This window comes from Halomonas sp. IOP_6, assembly GCF_021151565.1.
GTDB lineage: Bacteria > Pseudomonadota > Gammaproteobacteria > Pseudomonadales > Halomonadaceae > Vreelandella > Vreelandella alkaliphila.
The window spans coordinates 151751-168375 of sequence record NZ_JAIRBO010000001.1 but is presented as its reverse complement, the minus strand read 5'-3'; the positions used below and the strand labels follow the sequence as shown (position 1 = coordinate 168375).

14 protein-coding genes and 4 tRNA genes are annotated in these 16625 nt (G+C 49.7%); 15 read left to right on the top strand and 3 right to left on the bottom strand.

Annotation, left to right across the window (positions count from 1 at the left end; translation table 11 throughout):
- Window positions 1-22: 22 nt before the first annotated feature.
- The gene (gene folD / locus K7H08_RS00840; RefSeq protein ID WP_038484389.1) at window positions 23-889 is read right to left on the bottom strand and encodes a bifunctional methylenetetrahydrofolate dehydrogenase/methenyltetrahydrofolate cyclohydrolase FolD; all 867 of its coding nucleotides are present in this window, start codon (window positions 887-889) and stop codon (window positions 23-25) included.
- A 319-nt stretch (window positions 890-1208) separates the two neighbouring features.
- Here folD and K7H08_RS00835 point away from each other — a divergent pair.
- The 8 genes from K7H08_RS00835 to K7H08_RS00800 all read left to right on the top strand — a co-directional run bounded on the left by K7H08_RS00835 (window position 1209) and on the right by K7H08_RS00800 (window position 6535).
- A tRNA-Pro gene (locus tag K7H08_RS00835) sits at window positions 1209-1285 on the top strand.
- Window positions 1286-1377: 92 nt separating this feature from the next.
- A tRNA-Arg gene (locus K7H08_RS00830) sits at window positions 1378-1454 on the top strand.
- 57 nt (window positions 1455-1511) lie between these two features.
- Window positions 1512-1586, top strand: a tRNA-His gene (locus K7H08_RS00825).
- Between the two features lie 46 nt (window positions 1587-1632).
- A tRNA-His gene (locus K7H08_RS00820) sits at window positions 1633-1707 on the top strand.
- A gap of 527 nt (window positions 1708-2234) precedes the next feature.
- A complete protein-coding gene (locus K7H08_RS00815; protein ID WP_038484386.1) occupies window positions 2235-3476 on the top strand; it encodes an NAD(P)/FAD-dependent oxidoreductase in 1242 nt (413 codons plus the stop codon).
- 189 nt (window positions 3477-3665) lie between these two features.
- On the top strand, window positions 3666-3875 hold the full coding sequence (locus tag K7H08_RS00810; protein WP_038484383.1) for a putative motility protein: 210 nt from the start codon (window positions 3666-3668) through the stop codon (window positions 3873-3875).
- A 245-nt stretch (window positions 3876-4120) separates the two neighbouring features.
- On the top strand, window positions 4121-5710 hold the full coding sequence (locus tag K7H08_RS00805) for a peptide chain release factor 3 (protein ID WP_038484380.1): 1590 nt from the start codon (window positions 4121-4123) through the stop codon (window positions 5708-5710).
- 33 nt (window positions 5711-5743) lie between these two features.
- Window positions 5744-6535, top strand: a complete 792-nt coding sequence (locus K7H08_RS00800; protein WP_120386929.1) for a TatD family hydrolase — start codon at window positions 5744-5746, stop codon at window positions 6533-6535.
- Here K7H08_RS00800 and ygfZ read toward each other — a convergent pair.
- Entirely contained in the window at window positions 6532-7500 is a 969-nt protein-coding gene (ygfZ, locus tag K7H08_RS00795; RefSeq protein WP_231656958.1) for a CAF17-like 4Fe-4S cluster assembly/insertion protein YgfZ, read from the bottom strand. The genes K7H08_RS00800 and ygfZ overlap by 4 nt on opposite strands.
- A gap of 177 nt (window positions 7501-7677) precedes the next feature.
- Between ygfZ and K7H08_RS00790 the strand changes: the two genes are divergently transcribed.
- From K7H08_RS00790 to K7H08_RS00760, 7 genes are all read left to right on the top strand, one after another.
- Complete coding sequence (locus K7H08_RS00790; RefSeq protein WP_095602963.1) at window positions 7678-7875, top strand: hypothetical protein; 198 nt, start codon at window positions 7678-7680, stop codon at window positions 7873-7875.
- Window positions 7875-8282 carry an OsmC family protein gene (locus K7H08_RS00785; RefSeq protein ID WP_231656957.1) on the top strand — a complete coding sequence of 136 codons (408 nt, stop codon included), beginning with the start codon at window positions 7875-7877 and terminating at the stop codon, window positions 8280-8282. Before K7H08_RS00790 ends, K7H08_RS00785 begins: the two co-directional genes overlap by 1 nt.
- Window positions 8283-8307: 25 nt before the next feature.
- Complete coding sequence (uvrB, locus tag K7H08_RS00780) at window positions 8308-10332, top strand: excinuclease ABC subunit UvrB (RefSeq protein ID WP_231656956.1); 2025 nt, start codon at window positions 8308-8310, stop codon at window positions 10330-10332.
- 3 nt (window positions 10333-10335) lie between these two features.
- The gene (nei, locus tag K7H08_RS00775; protein ID WP_231656955.1) at window positions 10336-11157 is read left to right on the top strand and encodes an endonuclease VIII; all 822 of its coding nucleotides are present in this window, start codon (window positions 10336-10338) and stop codon (window positions 11155-11157) included.
- A 177-nt stretch (window positions 11158-11334) separates the two neighbouring features.
- Window positions 11335-12840 (top strand): fumarate hydratase, encoded by a 1506-nt coding sequence (locus K7H08_RS00770; RefSeq protein WP_038484359.1) that lies wholly within the window; start codon window positions 11335-11337, stop codon window positions 12838-12840.
- Between the two features lie 118 nt (window positions 12841-12958).
- Window positions 12959-14377 (top strand): cardiolipin synthase, encoded by a 1419-nt coding sequence (gene cls, locus K7H08_RS00765; protein WP_231656954.1) that lies wholly within the window; start codon window positions 12959-12961, stop codon window positions 14375-14377.
- A 52-nt stretch (window positions 14378-14429) separates the two neighbouring features.
- Window positions 14430-15347, top strand: coding sequence for a LysR substrate-binding domain-containing protein (locus K7H08_RS00760; protein ID WP_038484353.1), 918 nt, complete (start codon window positions 14430-14432; stop codon window positions 15345-15347).
- A gap of 32 nt (window positions 15348-15379) precedes the next feature.
- Here K7H08_RS00760 and K7H08_RS00755 read toward each other — a convergent pair whose 3' ends face one another.
- The gene (locus tag K7H08_RS00755) at window positions 15380-16474 is read right to left on the bottom strand and encodes a bifunctional nicotinamide-nucleotide adenylyltransferase/Nudix hydroxylase (RefSeq protein WP_231656953.1); all 1095 of its coding nucleotides are present in this window, start codon (window positions 16472-16474) and stop codon (window positions 15380-15382) included.
- Window positions 16475-16625 lie beyond the last annotated feature (151 nt).

Below are 16625 nucleotides of genomic sequence, written 5' to 3'. Positions count from 1 at the left end.
AACGGCAGTGGTGTGTGTAACACTACTGCTCTAGGCCTTTGTCGTGCCGTTCAGCGGCTTCTAGCGTGTTTTCAAGTAGCGTGGCAACGGTCATCGGCCCAACGCCGCCAGGCACGGGTGTAATGAAACTGGCACGCTCTGCCGCGGCTTTAAAATCAACGTCACCAGTGAGCGTGCCGTCGTCTTGGCGATTAATGCCAACGTCAATCACGATGGCGCCTGGTTTGATCCATTCCCCTTTGACAATGCCGGGTTTGCCGACAGCGACAACAACCAAGTCAGCGCGGCGCACATGAGACTCAAGCTGTAGCGTGAAGCGGTGGCATACCGTGGTGGTGCAACCTGCCAGCATCAACTCCAACGCCATCGGCCGACCGACAATGTTGGACGCGCCGACTACAGTGGCATCTAACCCTCGAACGGCAATGCCGCTATGGGCGAGCATGGTCATAATACCTTTAGGTGTGCAGGGCCTGAGCGAGGGCATACGTTGCGCTAGACGACCAATGTTGTATGGGTGAAAGCCGTCGACGTCCTTGTCTGGGCGAATGCGCTCAAGAATAGGGCGAGAGTCTAAATGCTCTGGCAATGGTAGTTGAACAAGAATGCCGTCAACCGTTGCATCGTTGTTTAACTGATCGACCAGTGCTTCAAGTTCATGCTGCTGCGTATCAGCGGGTAGCGCATGTTGAAAAGAGTGGATGCCTGCCTGCTCACAGGCGCGGTGTTTGTTGCTGACATAAACATGGGAGGCTGGGTCTTCCCCGACCACAACAACAGCTAGTCCAGGTGCCCGAGCGCCAGCTTGCTGGCGCGCGCTGATTTTCTCGGCAACTTGCTGGCGGACATTAGCGGCGATGGCCTTACCATCGATAAGTTGGGCGGTCATGTAATAGAATCCCTGTGAAGGTTAGAAACGAAGCTGAGTGACTATGTCTAGGCCGTGGCGTTTAAAGTATGGGGGCGGCGCGTGAGCATCGTGCCCGAACACCGATACTTAAACCCTGCTATCTATAATTCAGCCCCTGGAATTGTGTGGCTGAGCGCAGGAGGTCACTGGCTTTCGAGAAGGCCTGATTTTCGCATGCTAGGGCGGCAAGGCAAAGCTTCTAACGAATCAATCACTTTAGGTGTTGACTTTAAACTCAGAAATAGTAATATATGCCTCGCTTGAGACGGGACATGCAGCAGCGTCTAAGGTAAGAAATCGGGATGTAGCGCAGTCTGGTAGCGCGCCTGCTTTGGGAGCAGGATGTCGGGGGTTCGAATCCCTCCATCCCGACCACATACCTAGCGCGGAAGGTGGTAACTTGCTTTTCCGAACATTGGTTGTGGTCAAGTGCTCATCAGTATTCAGTCTCTTAGAATGCTTTATGTGCGCCCATAGCTCAACCGGATAGAGCAACGGCCTTCTAAGCCGTAGGTTGCGGGTTCGAGTCCTGCTGGGCGTGCCATTAAAGCTTTTTATTGGACGCTTTCGGTAAGACATGTAAGTCAGTACTTCATCAATGGTGGATGTAGCTCAGTGGTAGAGCCCCGGATTGTGGCTCCGGTGGTCGTGGGTTCGATCCCCATCATCCACCCCATTTGATGACACGTATTAATTATATGCAATTCTAGTTTTAGGTTGTGGTGGATGTAGCTCAGTGGTAGAGCCCCGGATTGTGGCTCCGGTGGTCGTGGGTTCGATCCCCATCATCCACCCCATTAACCTTGATATTTATCCTCAAAAAATCCTCTCCCATTGTCATTGCTTTTCCCCTTTATTAATTATTTTGTTTGAAACCAAGCTGACCTATGTTCGGCTTTTTTGCGTTTTTGGTCGCTCGTGTTTTAAGCCTCTTTACCTTATTTGCTACGCAATGCCTTTCCTAGGTTTTGTCCTTTGATTCATTTCTGGCCCGAAAAATTACTCTCTATCTGAAATTGCTGCGAAATTTCCCTAGGCTTCTTATCGCGATGCCGCCTTAGTAGAGGAGCAGGCCTGCGCTTGATGAACCGCTTAAAAAGGTCTTTAGTAAGAAGCGCTGGTGCATTTTGATGGCTTTGGCGATACGTGTAGTGAAGTCATCTATATTATTTTTTGATGCGATATTTGTTGCTGCTTTTTGGTCTAAAAACAGTTTTTTAAGCTATGTTAATGCTGTTTGGTTAGTGATATTTTTTAATGAGTTGTTTGTTGAAAATAATCATTTGAACTGTAGGCAGTATTTTCTTTTACGGAGTGCAACGCAATGGCGCGTCAAACGGTGGTGTTAGGGGCAGGTATGGTCGGTGTCAGCATTGCATGGCACCTGCAGCAGCGTGGTCATCAAGTAACGCTGGTTGATCGTCGCCAACCTGGTCGTGAAACCTCTTTCGGCAATGCTGGCATTATCCAGCGCGAAGCGGTTCGTCCTTATGCTTTCCCGCGGGATATGAAAACCATCCTGAGCGTGCTGCCAAACAAGCGTGTTGATATTCGTTATCGGCCTGCAGGCATGATTAATGCTGCTTCGCCGCTGTTGAGCTACTGGCATAACTCTTCTAGCCGACACTATAAAAAAATAGTGCCTGAGTATGCGTCATTGATACAGCTCTGCTTGAAGACTCACGGCCCCATGATTGAAGCGGCAAATGCTGATCATTTGGTTCGCCGGGAAGGCTGGTTGGAAATTTATCGCACGCCTGAAGAGCTAGCAAAACGCGTAAAAGAAGCGCAAGACGCCCGTGACAATTTTGGTGTTCAGTTTGACGTTTTGGACCGCGCTGCATTAGAGGCTAAAGAGCCAGATTTGGGTAGCGATATTATTGGTGCTATTCACTGGCTTGACCCTTGGACAGTTGCCGACCCAGGTGGGCTGGTTGCCGCTTATGCCGATGCTTTTGTCCAGCAGGGCGGGCGTATTTTGCAAACTGATATTGAGGGGGTGAAGCAGCAAGGAGAGCGCTGGCAAGTCGATACGGCTGCTGAGTGCCTAGAAGCAGATGAGGTTGTCGTTGCACTAGGTCCATGGGCAGGTAGCTGGCTGAAAGGCTTAGGCTATCATTTCCCGACCTTTGTTAAGCGCGGCTATCACATGCACTACGCCACACAGCCCTCTAAAAAGCTTCATTACTGGTTAATGGATGCGGAGGTGGGTTACTTGCTTGCGCCTATGAATGCAGGCGTCCGGTTAACCACCGGGGCTGAGCTTGACCGGCTTGAGTCGCCAGCAGATGAGCAGCAGTTAGCTGCTGCAGAAAAAGTTGCACGCACGATATTTCCCCTCGCTGAGCGTCGCGACGCCTCTGCTTGGAAAGGCGCGCGACCATGTTTGCCTGACATGAAGCCTGTTATAGGGCCGGCTCCCAAGCATCGTGGTCTGTGGTTAGCTTTTGGACATGGGCATCAGGGATTTACCCTAGGTCCTGCTACCGGGCAATTACTGGCGGATATGATAGAAGGTAAGCCGACAGAGATTGATATGGCGCCTTTCAGAGCTGACCGTTTCTAAATCAGTGGGTAGCTGTTGGCTTAGTACTGTTGGATAAGTACTGTTGGATAAGTACTGTTGGATAAGTACTGTTGGATAAGTACTGTTGGATAAGTACTGTTGGATAAGTACTTAATGGGAAAGGCTGCTTGGTAGTAAAGCATGATGTTTGCTATCTTGGTGCAACATATCGCAATCGTGAGGTGAAAGATGGATGTTGCCGTAAGCAACGCAGTGAGCACCGCACTCTATATGAATCAAGCACAATCTGCTGAACAAGCACAGATGCAGCTTTTTAAGCAGTCTCTTGATATGCAAGCACAGCAAGTGTCGGAAGTACTTGCCTCTGCTAACATGGGGGCTCAGCCAGACCTTGCCCAAGAGGGCAGCGTGGGGACTCAGGTCAATACTTACGCCTAGCCAAATAAACGTCAGTACGAAAAAAGCGCCGACAAGTTCGGCGCTTTTTTTCAATTTCCCTTCACGACCCTTTTAGCGTTTGCTCTAGCTCCTCTTTTTACGCCGCTAGTGCCTATATTCTTGATTCCCCCTTTGCTATCCATGGTATGCCGCAGCGGCCTAGTTGCGTTACCATATATCCATGTAAACGCCGATATTTAAGGCGCCATCCCAGTCATAACGTTGCACCATTTTTAGAGAACTCCATGTCTGACGCCAAATTAGCGCGCGAAGCAGAACTACGCCGTACGTTTGCGATTATTTCGCACCCCGACGCTGGTAAAACCACCATCACCGAAAAAATGCTGTTATTCGGAAATGCTATTCAGTTAGCTGGCTCTGTTAAGAGCAAGCGTAATGATCGCCATGCCACATCAGACTGGATGAAGATGGAGCAAGAGCGCGGGATCTCGGTCACGACGTCGGTGATGCAGTTCCCTTATGGCGGGCGTATCGTGAACTTGCTGGATACGCCGGGGCACGAAGACTTTTCAGAAGATACTTACCGTACATTAACCGCGGTGGATTCCGCGTTAATGGTGATTGATGGTGCGAAAGGTGTTGAGGATCGTACTATCAAGCTGATGGAAGTCTGCCGTTTGCGCACCACGCCTATTTTAACGTTCATCAACAAGATGGACCGCGATATCCGCGACCCCATCGAAGTCATGGATGAGGTAGAGACCGTACTGAATATCCAGTGTGCGCCGATGACATGGCCGATTGGCATGGGGCGGCACTTTAAGGGCGTGTATCACCTCTATAATGACGTCATTCATCTGTATACCCAGGGGCAAGGCAGCCGTATTCCAGATGACAAGCGAATTGAGGGTTTAGATAACCCGGAAGTTGACGCTGTACTTGGCGAAGAGCAGGCCGAAGAGTTGCGCATGGAAGTCGAGTTGGTGCGCGGTGCTTCCCATGAGTTTGATCTTGATGCCTATCGCCGTGGTGAGCTGTCGCCCGTGTACTTTGGTACCGCAATGGGTAACTTCGGCGTACGAGAGATGATGGATGGGTTTGTTGAGTACGCGCCTCCGCCCCAGCCACGCGAGACAGACATCCGCGAAGTAACCGCTCAAGATGATCGCTTTACTGGATTCGTGTTTAAAATTCAGGCGAATATGGATCCGAACCATCGTGACCGTATTGCCTTTTTACGCGTCTGTTCCGGTAAGTACGAAAAGAATATGAAGATGCGCCACGTGCGGATAGGCAAGGATGTGAAAATTGCCGACGCTCTAACGTTTATGGCGTCAGACCGTTCTCAGGTAGAAGAGGCTTGGCCAGGCGATATTATCGGCTTGCACAATCACGGCACGATTCAGATTGGTGATACCTTCACCGTTGGTGAAGATATGCGCTTTACCGGCATTCCTCACTTTGCGCCAGAGTTGTTTAAGCGTGTTCGTTTAAAAGACCCGTTGAAAATGAAAGCGCTGCAAAAAGGGCTCCAGCAGCTCTCTGAGGAAGGCGCTACGCAAGTCTTTATGCCGATGGATAACAACGACCTGATTCTTGGTGCTGTCGGTACGCTGCAGTTTGACGTTGTTGCTCACCGTTTGAAGGAAGAGTACAAAGTTGACTGTCTATATGAAGGGGTCAATGTACAAACCGCACGTTGGGTCTATTGCGAAGACGCCAAGATGCTGGAAGAGTTTAAGCGTAAAGCGAGCTCCAACCTTGCTATCGATGGTGGCGGCTACCTGACGTATATCGCACCAACGCGGGTCAACCTGCAGATGACCCAAGAGCGCTGGCCGGATATTCGCTTCCAGCCCACTCGCGAGCACTGATCGAGCCATCCTTGCTATGTTGATTTCCTTGCTATGTTGATTGATGCCCACTGCCACCTGGATTTTGAGGCGTTTGACGATGATCGCGATGCGGTCATCGAAAATGCCAAGGCGGTGGGTGTCGAACACTTTGTAGTGCCAGCAACGACGCGTTCCCTATGGCCTAATGTGCTGGCGCTTAGTGCGCGTAAGGAAGTAAGTAGTTGTGTTGGTCTTCACCCTTACTTCATTGATAAACACGCTAACCACGATTTAGTCGCCTTGGAGCAGCTTTTAGCTGAGCAGAAAGTCGAAGCCGAAAAACGCGTTGTAGCAATAGGTGAGTGCGGTATCGATGGCCGCTTTACGGAGTCATTAGATAAACAGTGGGCCTTTTTCGATGCGCAGCTAGGTTTAGCAAAACAGTTCGCTTTACCTGTTGTGGTGCACTGCGTAAAAGCGAATGATCAAGTAAGCAAACGCTTACGCCAGCTGGCGCTTCCCAGTGGTGGGCTTATCCATGCGTTTTCAGGCTCTTATGAGCAGGCCGCTAAGTTTCTCGATCTAGGCTATACCCTGGGGTTGGGAGGGGCGGTTACCTACGAGCGCGCACAAAGACTTCGTAACGTGGTGTCACGCTTACCTGACGATGGCTTTGTGTTAGAGACTGACAGCCCCGATATGCCGCTTAGCGGCTATCAGGGGCAACGTAATGAACCATGCAGGGTGGCAAAGGTAGCTGGCGTGGTGGCAGCACTCCGGCATCAGTCATTTGAAACAATAGCGGCACTAAGCAGTGCAAATGCTATTCGGTTATTTCAGCTGCCACATTTCAACGCCCATTAGCCATTTAGGCTGCTGGACAGCTGTTCAGGATCCAGGCGCTCAACGGTATAGGGCAGGTCGCAGAGAGCTATCGGATGTCCTTGCCAATAAAGGGGCGAGAGCGCTTCAATCGCTTTAGTATTTGCAACGGCGAGCATCTCAATTTGCTGGTCGCCACTAAATGCGCTGCTAACGATTTCACCTACGGTTTTATCCTGCCCATCCACTAGCGTGTCACCGACCTGGGGTAAGCTGTTGACACTGGCAGTAATGCGCACTAAGCGTTTTTTCACTTGGCCCCGGAAATGCGCCCGTGCGACGACTTCTTGTCCTGTATAGCAACCTTTTTTAAAGCTAATTCCCCCCAGCGCTTCCCAGTTCAACATTTGTGGGAGGAAGTGATCTTGCTGTGGGGCTGTTAACCACGCCAAACCACTGCGGATATCTGCTAATTGCCACGTATTAAACGCATCTTCATCATCATTTATTTCAATGGCATTCTGTTCAGCAGAATTTTCTATACTGATTAGCCAACGCCCGTGATCTGGCTGGCATAGGGCTGTCGCTTGGTTATTGCTGTGATGGGTATAAGGTTGATCAGGAAGCGCTAAACCAAACGCTTGAGCAACCTTGTTGGCACTTTCGCTGGCGCCTACGATAAGCATCGATGTCTGAGCCTGCAATTCGACGCGATAAAAAGCGGCAAATTTGGCTAAATGACTGGCGAGCATATCGATCAATGAGGTGCTCAACAGTAGCCTATAATGGTCGTTGCTGATTTTCAGTAATTGAGCATTGGCCAGCATTCTTCCCTTTGGTGTGCAAAAGCAGGTAAGAGGCGCAAAAAAACCATTGGCTAAACTAACTTGTGCGCTTGTTTGCCCTTGTAGGAATTTCTCAGCATCTGGACCTTTGACATCTAAGGCGGCGAGGTGAGGCAAACGGACGCAGCCATTCATCTTGAGTAACGAAGAGACAGTCGCCATATAGACTCCATAAGGGAAGATAGGGTAAACGTAACGTAATCGCATTTGTATCAAAGGTGCGGGCACTGCGGGTAGATTGCAAGGGCTCTGGCGCGTGCTAGACTTCTTTGCTTGTATCAGTTTTGCATAGTTTTCAATAGCGTACTCACTTCAATTCAGCGTAGAAAAGGGCAAGGAATGGCATATCAATCATTAACGTTCCAAGGTGTCACAACAGTCGACCAGGTGAATAAGATTACCACGGCGCTGATGATGCTGGATGGCGTCGATAGTGCTGAGGTAGGGCGCCACGGAGCAGAAGTAGAAGGGCGAGCTAAGCGTGAAGTGCTTATAAAAGCGGTCGAGAAGTTAAACCTCGGTATAAAGGTTTCCTGATGCATAAGCCAATCACGATTATTAGTGAGCGTAACCATACATTTCGTCAGCGTATTGAAGTCGATGGTTTGGAAGACCTCTATGGGGACGTACCGCCGGTAGTCGGAGGAGACGGTAGTGCACCAGACCCGCATGACTACTTCGATATTGCCCTAGGTACCTGTAAAGCCATTACTGTGCAAATGTATGCTAGGCGCAAAGAGTGGGCGCTGGAAGGCATCACCGTTAAGGTCCAGCGCGATGATAGTGAGGAACGAAAAGGTGTCTATAAGTTAGCTGTGACGATGACTTTCCACGGCATTGATGATCCTGAACAGCGGGCAAAGCTAGAAGACATTAGCCATCGCTGCCCGATACAGCGGTTGATGACCCAGGCGACGGTAGAAATTTCCACGTTTACCGAGTAGTACACTGCCTTTCTAAGGAGTAATGATGAGCAAGGAATTCCGGCTGCAGTCCAAATTTAAGCCCGCTGGTGATCAGCCCGCCGCGATACGCAGTCTGATTAGTGGGCTTGAGTCGGGGCTTGCCCATCAGACCTTGTTAGGGGTGACTGGCTCGGGTAAAACGTTCACGATGGCAAATGTTGTGCAGCAGCAGCAGCGCCCAACGATTGTAATGGCGCCCAATAAGACGCTAGCTGCCCAGCTATATGGTGAGTTCAAATCGTTTTTTCCGGATAACGCTGTCGAGTATTTTGTCTCTTACTACGATTATTATCAGCCGGAAGCCTATGTCCCTTCCTCAGATACCTTTATTGAGAAAGATGCCTCGATAAATGACCATATCGAGCAAATGCGCTTATCTGCTACGAAAGCGCTGCTGGAACGCCGTGATGCGCTTATCGTTGTCTCGGTATCGGCAATCTATGGTCTCGGTGACCCGGATCAGTATCTCAAGATGCGGCTGCACTTTACCCGTGGTGAGCTAATTGACCAGCGTGCCTTTTTACGCCGCTTAGCCGAGCTGCAATATACCCGCAACGATATGGATTTTCGTCGAGGCACCTACCGGGTACGGGGCGATGTGATCGATATTTTCCCTGCGGACTCTGACGAGGAAGCGGTGAGGGTCGAGTTGTTTGACAACGAAGTTGATTCTATTCGCCTATTTGACCCATTAACTGGCGAGGTGCGTACCCATGTGCCTCGCATGACCATCTATCCTAAATCTCACTATGTTACTCCGCGAGAAACTATTTTAGGTGCTATTGATGCGATCAAGGCAGAGCTTAAGGAGCGTCTTGAGTGGATGCGTAAGCACGAGCGTTTAGTTGAAGCGCAGCGCTTAGAACAACGAACCCTTTACGATATTGAAATGATGCTAGAGCTTGGCTACTGCAACGGCATTGAGAACTACTCGCGCTATCTTTCAGGCCGCGCGCCTGGCGAGCCACCCCCGACGTTCTTCGACTATCTGCCGGATGACGCGTTACTGTTTATTGATGAGTCTCATGTAAGCGTACCCCAGGTTGGCGGTATGTATAAGGGCGACCGTTCTAGAAAAGAGACCCTGGTTGAATATGGCTTTCGGCTACCCTCAGCGCTAGATAACCGCCCAATGAAATTTGAAGAGTGGGAGTCTATTTCGCCACAAACCATCTTTGTGTCGGCAACGCCAGGCAAGTATGAAGCAGAGCATGCCAGTCAAATTGTCGAACAGGTGGTGCGCCCAACGGGATTGTTAGACCCAGAAATAGAGGTTCGCCCCGCCAACACTCAGGTTGATGACCTGCTCTCAGAAATTGGCTTACGCACCGCCGTAGGTGAGCGTGTTCTGGTGACGACGTTGACTAAACGCATGGCGGAAGATCTGACCGAATACTTTGATGAGCACGGTATCCGCGTGCGCTATTTACATTCGGATATTGATACCGTTGAGCGGGTTGAAATTATTCGCGACCTGCGTCTTGGTAAGTTCGATGTTTTAGTCGGTATCAACTTACTTCGAGAAGGCTTAGATATTCCCGAAGTGTCGCTTGTTGCTATCCTGGACGCGGATAAAGAGGGCTTTTTACGCGCTGAACGCTCACTGATTCAAACCATTGGCCGTGCAGCCCGTAACGCCCATGGTAAAGCTATTTTATACGGTGACAAAATCACCGATTCAATGCGCAAAGCCATCGATGAAACCGAACGTCGCCGCGCCAAGCAGACCGCTCATAACGAAGAGCATGGCATCACGCCAACCACCGTGACGCGCTCCGTGGCGGATATTCTTGAAGCCGCCCAGGCACCAGGCAAGAAGAGCAGTCGTCGCCGTGGCAACGAGCGCAAAGTGGCAGAGAGTGCTGCTGAATATGATGTGGCCACGATGAGCAAACACGATCTGCTCGAGGCTATTAGTAAGCTAGAGGACGCCATGTTTGAAGCCGCGCAGAACCTGGAGTTTGAAGAGGCGGCAAGGCTTCGTGATCAACTTCATCAAATGCAAGAAAAACAGCTGGCGCTGGGGTAAACGATGCCTGAAGGCCCTGAAATCCGCCGTGCAGCAGATAAAATTGAGAAGCAGATAGGTGGCAAACATCTTGATGATGTGTGGTTTGCATTTCCTGAACTCGCCGTGCAAGCGGATTCATTGATTGGTCAACGGGTTCAGGCAGTTGATACGTGGGGCAAGGCCATGCTAATCCGTTTTGCAGACCATCGTGTGCTGTATTCCCACAATCAGCTTTATGGCGTATGGAAGCTACATAGCGAGAGTAGGCCGCCAAGCACGAAAAGGTCATTACGAGTTCGGCTGGTTGCTGAGGGCAAGGTGGCTAGTCTTTATAGCGCGTCTGATATTTCGCTCTGGCATGAGAGTGAGTTGAGCCATCACCCTTTCTTGTCTCGCTTGGGGCCTGATTTATTAAGTCAAAACGTATCGGCTGATGATGTGAAACAACGCCTGACTGATCCAGCGTTTATGCGCAGAAGCCTGGGTGCATTGTTACTTGATCAAGGGCTTGTCGCTGGGTTAGGAAATTACTTGCGCTCTGAAATTCTTTTTTTATCTAACGTTCACCCTAAGAAGCGCCCATGTGACTTAACTGAAAATCAGTTAGACCTGCTCGCCACTATGATTGTGGAAACGACGCGTCAGGCGTATTTGGAAGCGGGTGTTACTAATCGTGAGGGATGGATTCAACAGGCCATTGCCTCCGGTGAGCCACGCCGACAATGGCGTTTTAGTGTGTTTGAACGCGCTGGCCTTTCCTGTCATCGCTGTGGCTCAGTTATCGAACGCATAATGGTTGGCTCTCGCCGTTTATATTTATGTCCAACGTGCCAGCACCTATAATTTTATACCGTTATCTTGTATGTTCTAATGAACGTCAGACTAATGCCCTAGTTATCATACGTAGGTTAACCGTGGTTGTGGCTGCCGCATAAAGGTCAATACGGTATACTTACCGGTACATCTAGACGGCCATTAAAAAGGCCGCAGCCAAGACGATAACCGAGGAGCTGTTAGTCCATGACCGTGATTCGCCAGGACGACGTCATTCAGAGCGTTGCCGATGCTCTACAGTACATCTCTTACTACCATCCTAAAGATTTCATTGATGCAATGTCAGCCGCTTACGAGCGTGAAGAGAACCCCGCTGCGAAAGATGCGATTGCACAAATCTTAATTAACTCAAGAATGTGTGCTACGGGACATCGTCCAATTTGCCAGGATACGGGCATTGTGACGGTATTCGTTCACGTGGGTATGAACGTCACTTGGGACGCCGAGCTAAGCCTCGATGACATGATTAACGAAGGCGTGCGCCGTGCGTATCAATTGCCTGATAACGTGCTGCGTGCTTCTGTTCTCGCTGATCCCGACGGTAAGCGAGCCAATACCAAAGACAATACACCCGCGATTATTCACCATTCGATTGTGCCGGGTGATAAGGTCGATATCCACGTCGCCGCGAAGGGCGGTGGCAGCGAAGCCAAATCTAAGTTTGCGATGCTAAACCCATCCGATAGCGTTGTGGACTGGGTGATGGAGCAGTTGCCTAAAATGGGCGCAGGCTGGTGTCCGCCGGGTATGTTGGGAATTGGTATTGGCGGCACCGCTGAAAAGGCGATGATGATTGCCAAAGAAGCGCTGCTCGACCCTATCGATATTCAAGATTTGCAGGCCCGTGGGCCTAGCAACCGCGCTGAAGAGCTGCGTCTGGAACTGTTCGACAAAGTGAATAAGAGCGGTATCGGTGCTCAAGGCTTAGGTGGTTTAACCACCGTGCTGGATATTAAAGTTAAAGACTATCCAACCCATGCGGCCAATAAGCCTGTGGCAATCATCCCCAACTGCGCAGCCACGCGTCATGCGCATTTCACGCTTGATGGCAGTGGCCCAGTAGCGCTTCCTGCTCCTAAACTTGAAGACTGGCCAGAAATTACCCGCGAAGCAGGCGATAACGTCAAGCGCGTTAACCTGGATAGCGTCACTCCGGAAGAAGTCAAAACGTGGCAGCCGGGTGATACGCTGCTGTTGAATGGTAAGCTATTAACTGGCCGTGATGCGGCGCATAAACGCATGGTGGACATGATTGCCAAAGGCGAGCCATTACCGGTTGATATGAAAGGCCGCTTTATTTACTACGTGGGTCCTGTTGATCCGGTAGGTGACGAAGTCGTTGGCCCCGCTGGTCCGACCACCGCTACTCGAATGGACAAATTCACCCGCACCATGCTTGAAGAGACCGGCCTGCTTGGCATGGTTGGTAAAGCGGAACGTGGTCAGACCGCCATTGATGCCATTCGCGATAACCAGGCGGTTTATTTGATGGCTGTTGGCGGCTCTGCTTACCTTGTTGCCCAAGCAATTAAAAAGTCACGCGTTGTTGGTTTTGAAGATCTAGGAATGGAAGCCATCTACGAATTTGAAGTTGAAGATATGCCGGTCACGGTTGCTGTCGACAGCCAAGGAACTTCCGTCCACCAGACAGGCCCGGCCAAATGGAAGGAGATCATCGCCCAAAAGGCGTAGCATACTGATGGCGTAGAACTGCAATCAGTGACAAATAAGCCCCGTCTCACGCGGGGCTTTTGTGCATTAGCAGTGAAATAATCTGATAAACAGCTCACTTCATAGCGAGGAATAGGCAATGACCTCATGGTTGCTAGGGACCGGCATTATGTTGATACATCTATTAGGTATCGTGTCAGCGGTCATGGCGCTTATGTCGAGCAGAACGTCTCAGGGGGCTATCGCCTGGATTATTTCACTATTAACGTTTCCTTATGTTGCGCTGCCTGCGTATTGGTTTTTCGGTCGCCCGCGTTTCTATGGCTATGTAACAGCAAGAGGGGAACGAGATAACGTATTACGTCGAGTGTTGGTACGTTATCGCCATAACATTAAGCCGCACCTTTCATCGCCGACTAGCATCGATATTCAGGCAGTTGAACAGTTGGCAATGATGCCGCTGACTAAAGGTAATAGTGCCGACTTGTTGATCGATGGTGAAGCCACCTTCACAAGCCTTTTTGAGGGTATTGATCAGGCAAAAGAGTATCTTCTGCTGCAGTTTTTCATTGTGCGTAACGATGCTTTAGGCAAACGATTGCAGGATCATTTAATCAAAGCTGCACAGCGGGGGGTGCGTGTTTATTTTCTATACGATGAAGTGGGTAGTCGGAAACTAAACGATGGCTTTTTAAATGAGATGATCAAAGAAGGTATCGAAGTAAAAGCATTTCGTTCTTCTCGCGGATTCAAACATCGCTTTCAGCTTAATTTTCGCAACCATCGTAAAATAGCAGTCGTGGATGGTAAGCAGGGCTGGGTAGGTGGTTTTAATATTGGTGTAGAATATCTTGGGCAAAATCCACGGCATGGCCCCTGGCGTGATACCCATTTAGCCCTCGGTGGACCGTGTGTGCTGGGTTTGCAGGAAGCTTTTTGGGAAGATTGGCACTGGGCAACAGGGGAAGTCATTACCTTAAACTGGCATGCCGAGAGTCATCCGCAAGATGATCATCATGTGGTTATTGTGCCATCTGGCCCAGCCGATAAACAGGACACGGCTAGCCTTTTAATTCAACAATTAATTCATAGTGCTAATGAAAGGCTCTGGGTAACTAGCCCATATTTCGTACCAGATCAAGGAGTACAGGATGCGCTTAGGTTAGCAGCAATGCGAGGCGTAGATGTGCGGGTTATGATTCCCGAGCGCCCCGATCATTTGCTGGTGTTTCTATCTGCATTTTCATTTTTGCCTGATATGTTAAGAGCGGGTGTGAAAATATACCGTTATCTTCCTGGTTTTTTACACCAAAAGGTCATGCTCATTGACAACAACGCAGCAACTGTCGGCACAATAAACCTGGATAATCGGTCTTTTCGGCTCAACTTTGAAATAACAGCTTTCATACCCAGCACAGCGTTTGCCAGTAAAGTACACGCCATGTTAGAGCAAGATTTTGCTCAGTGTCGACGCGTTACAATTGACGAAATTAGCCAGCGCCCAATGTGGAAGAAAGTAGTTTCTCGTGCGGCATATTTAACCGCACCTATTCAGTAATCAATAATAACCCTGCACGCCGCTAACAACGATTAGGCAAAAGGAGTTTTGGGTGAATTTAGAAACAAAATGGCTCGAGGATTTCGTTGCATTAGCCAATACACGAAGTTTTTCGGCATCTGCCAGGCAGCGCCATGTTACTCAGCCTGCTTTCAGTCGCCGTATTCGTGCGCTAGAACAAGCGGTAGGGGTCATCTTAGTAGATCGTTCGACAACACCGATAGGCCTGACCTCAGAGGGCCAATTGTTTTTGATCACCGCACGCAACCTAGTGGAGCAATTGAACGAGTCATTGAGCCATCTCCGGGGAGTTTCTATTGCGAATGAAGCGCTTGATATCGTCGCGGCACACTCACTGGCATTAAGCTTCTTCCCACCTTGGATTTCTCGTTTACAAAAAGGCTTGGGTGAACTGCCTACACGATTAGTCGCTATGAACGTTGGAGAGGCGATCCATGTTCTGCGCGAAGGTAACTGTGATCTGATGCTGGCATATTATGACCCCTTTGCCACTATGCAGCTGGACGCAGAAGTCTTTCCCTCTTTCTCGATTGGCCAAGTGAAAATGTTGCCTGTTTCACTACCAGATGAAGAGGGCAAACCGCTTTTCTCGATTCAAAATGACAGTTCAATTCCCTATTTAGCTTATACGCAGGGTGCATTTCTGGGGCGAAGCGTACGCATGCTGCTCAAAAACGATCCATTACGACTGAAGCTGCGTACGGTTTATGAAACGGCCATGGCAGAAGGATTGAAAGGCATGGTACTTCAGGGAGTGGGAGTTGCTTGGATTCCTGATTTTTGTATTCGTGAAGAGCTCAAAACCGGCAAATTAGTAAGAGCTGGCGATGAAAATTGGGATATCCCTCTAGAAATTAGACTTTACCGCTGTTCGTTAGTCCATAAACCTGGCGTTGAGCGTCTCTGGCGCCAAATGATGAAATTGCCACGTGATTTTCTGCAGGCTTAGCCTGCAGAACGACTAGAAAAATACCTTAGATTTTAAAATGTGCCTAAATCTGCCGGCAATCCAAGAAAATTTTGAATAATGAAGAAGTGATCTTCAAACAAGCTTTCGGGTTCTAGATCAGCAAGGGCGACCCAGCGAGCATGATCGCCGCCCTTGACTGGCTTTAAACGGGGCAACTGCTGATCAGGTCTAAGAGCAAAATAGAAAGCTTCAGCTAACGTTCGTCCACGCCAACTGCGATGAGGTTCATCAAACAAGCGTTGTCCGCGTAGCGAGCCCTTTAAAACGGGTTCGGGCACTTTAAGCCTTAATCGTTCACGGAGCTCCCTTAAACAGGCATCTAGTAAACGCTCATGGGGATTGATGAAGCCTCCGGGTAATGCAAGAAGTCCTTTACCCGGCGCAGCCATTCGCTTTACCAACAAAATATGGCCTGATTGGACAACAACCGCATTAACAGTCACAAAAATGGGCGGATAGGGGGCTTGTGCCCAGGCTTGTTTGTATTGATCGAGTAGCTGCTGCTCTTCCAGTAGACCGTGGTAGGCAATACCTTTGCAAAACTTGTCAACGCTTTTGACGACTTCTGGTGGTAAGTCGTGGTATGCACCTGTACTCAAATAGTCATCGGTAGAACCAGGCGAGCGAAACAACCGCTCACGTATTTGACTCGCTGAAATACCTTCAACGAGTGGGACACTGATGGATTCCCATTGGGGGAAAAGCGATAAATAGTAGCTTGATTGTCCTCTGCTTGCGCCAATCAAACCAATACGGGGTAAGCGAGCGTTGGCAGGGGACGTCAAGTCACGCACTTTGCGTTGCACATCACGTACCCACACATCATCATTATAAAGCGCGTCAAGCAGGGGAGTAATTTCCAGGCGTTGATTGTCTTGATCATCAAACCCAGAACGAATCATTGCCTGTCGCTCATCGAACGTCCACGGGTTGCGTAAAGAGCGTGCCTGCCAAGCAGAACCCACTAATACGATGACTTGGCGTGCCTGTTTTAACGCCTCTCGGATAATGGCAAGGTGGCCAAGGTGGGGAGGCTGAAAACGACCAATAAACACCAAGCAATCAAAGTCGTAAGCCGTAGTAGATTTAACAGCATCCGAATTCATAACGCTTCCTTGGTCGTGGGTGAGAAAGTAGCAGAGAAAAGAGAGCCATTATGAAGTGGGCAGTTAAGGTGCGCAATGCGCCTGCGCCTGCGCTCAACGTTTTAGTTCGGTATGATTGTTAGATGTATCTTGCGCTAGTGCTTGATAGGGA

Coding starts and splice junctions, on each gene's coding strand:
- folD (WP_038484389.1), bottom strand. CDS start 889: ATGACCGCCCAACTTATCGATGGTAAGGCCATCGCCGCTAATGTCCGC.
- K7H08_RS00815 (WP_038484386.1), top strand. CDS start 2,235: ATGGCGCGTCAAACGGTGGTGTTAGGGGCAGGTATGGTCGGTGTCAGC.
- K7H08_RS00810 (WP_038484383.1), top strand. CDS start 3,666: ATGGATGTTGCCGTAAGCAACGCAGTGAGCACCGCACTCTATATGAAT.
- K7H08_RS00805 (WP_038484380.1), top strand. CDS start 4,121: ATGTCTGACGCCAAATTAGCGCGCGAAGCAGAACTACGCCGTACGTTT.
- K7H08_RS00800 (WP_120386929.1), top strand. CDS start 5,744: ATGTTGATTGATGCCCACTGCCACCTGGATTTTGAGGCGTTTGACGAT.
- ygfZ (WP_231656958.1), bottom strand. CDS start 7,500: ATGGCGACTGTCTCTTCGTTACTCAAGATGAATGGCTGCGTCCGTTTG.
- K7H08_RS00790 (WP_095602963.1), top strand. CDS start 7,678: ATGGCATATCAATCATTAACGTTCCAAGGTGTCACAACAGTCGACCAG.
- K7H08_RS00785 (WP_231656957.1), top strand. CDS start 7,875: ATGCATAAGCCAATCACGATTATTAGTGAGCGTAACCATACATTTCGT.
- uvrB (WP_231656956.1), top strand. CDS start 8,308: ATGAGCAAGGAATTCCGGCTGCAGTCCAAATTTAAGCCCGCTGGTGAT.
- nei (WP_231656955.1), top strand. CDS start 10,336: ATGCCTGAAGGCCCTGAAATCCGCCGTGCAGCAGATAAAATTGAGAAG.
- K7H08_RS00770 (WP_038484359.1), top strand. CDS start 11,335: ATGACCGTGATTCGCCAGGACGACGTCATTCAGAGCGTTGCCGATGCT.
- cls (WP_231656954.1), top strand. CDS start 12,959: ATGACCTCATGGTTGCTAGGGACCGGCATTATGTTGATACATCTATTA.
- K7H08_RS00755 (WP_231656953.1), bottom strand. CDS start 16,474: ATGAATTCGGATGCTGTTAAATCTACTACGGCTTACGACTTTGATTGC.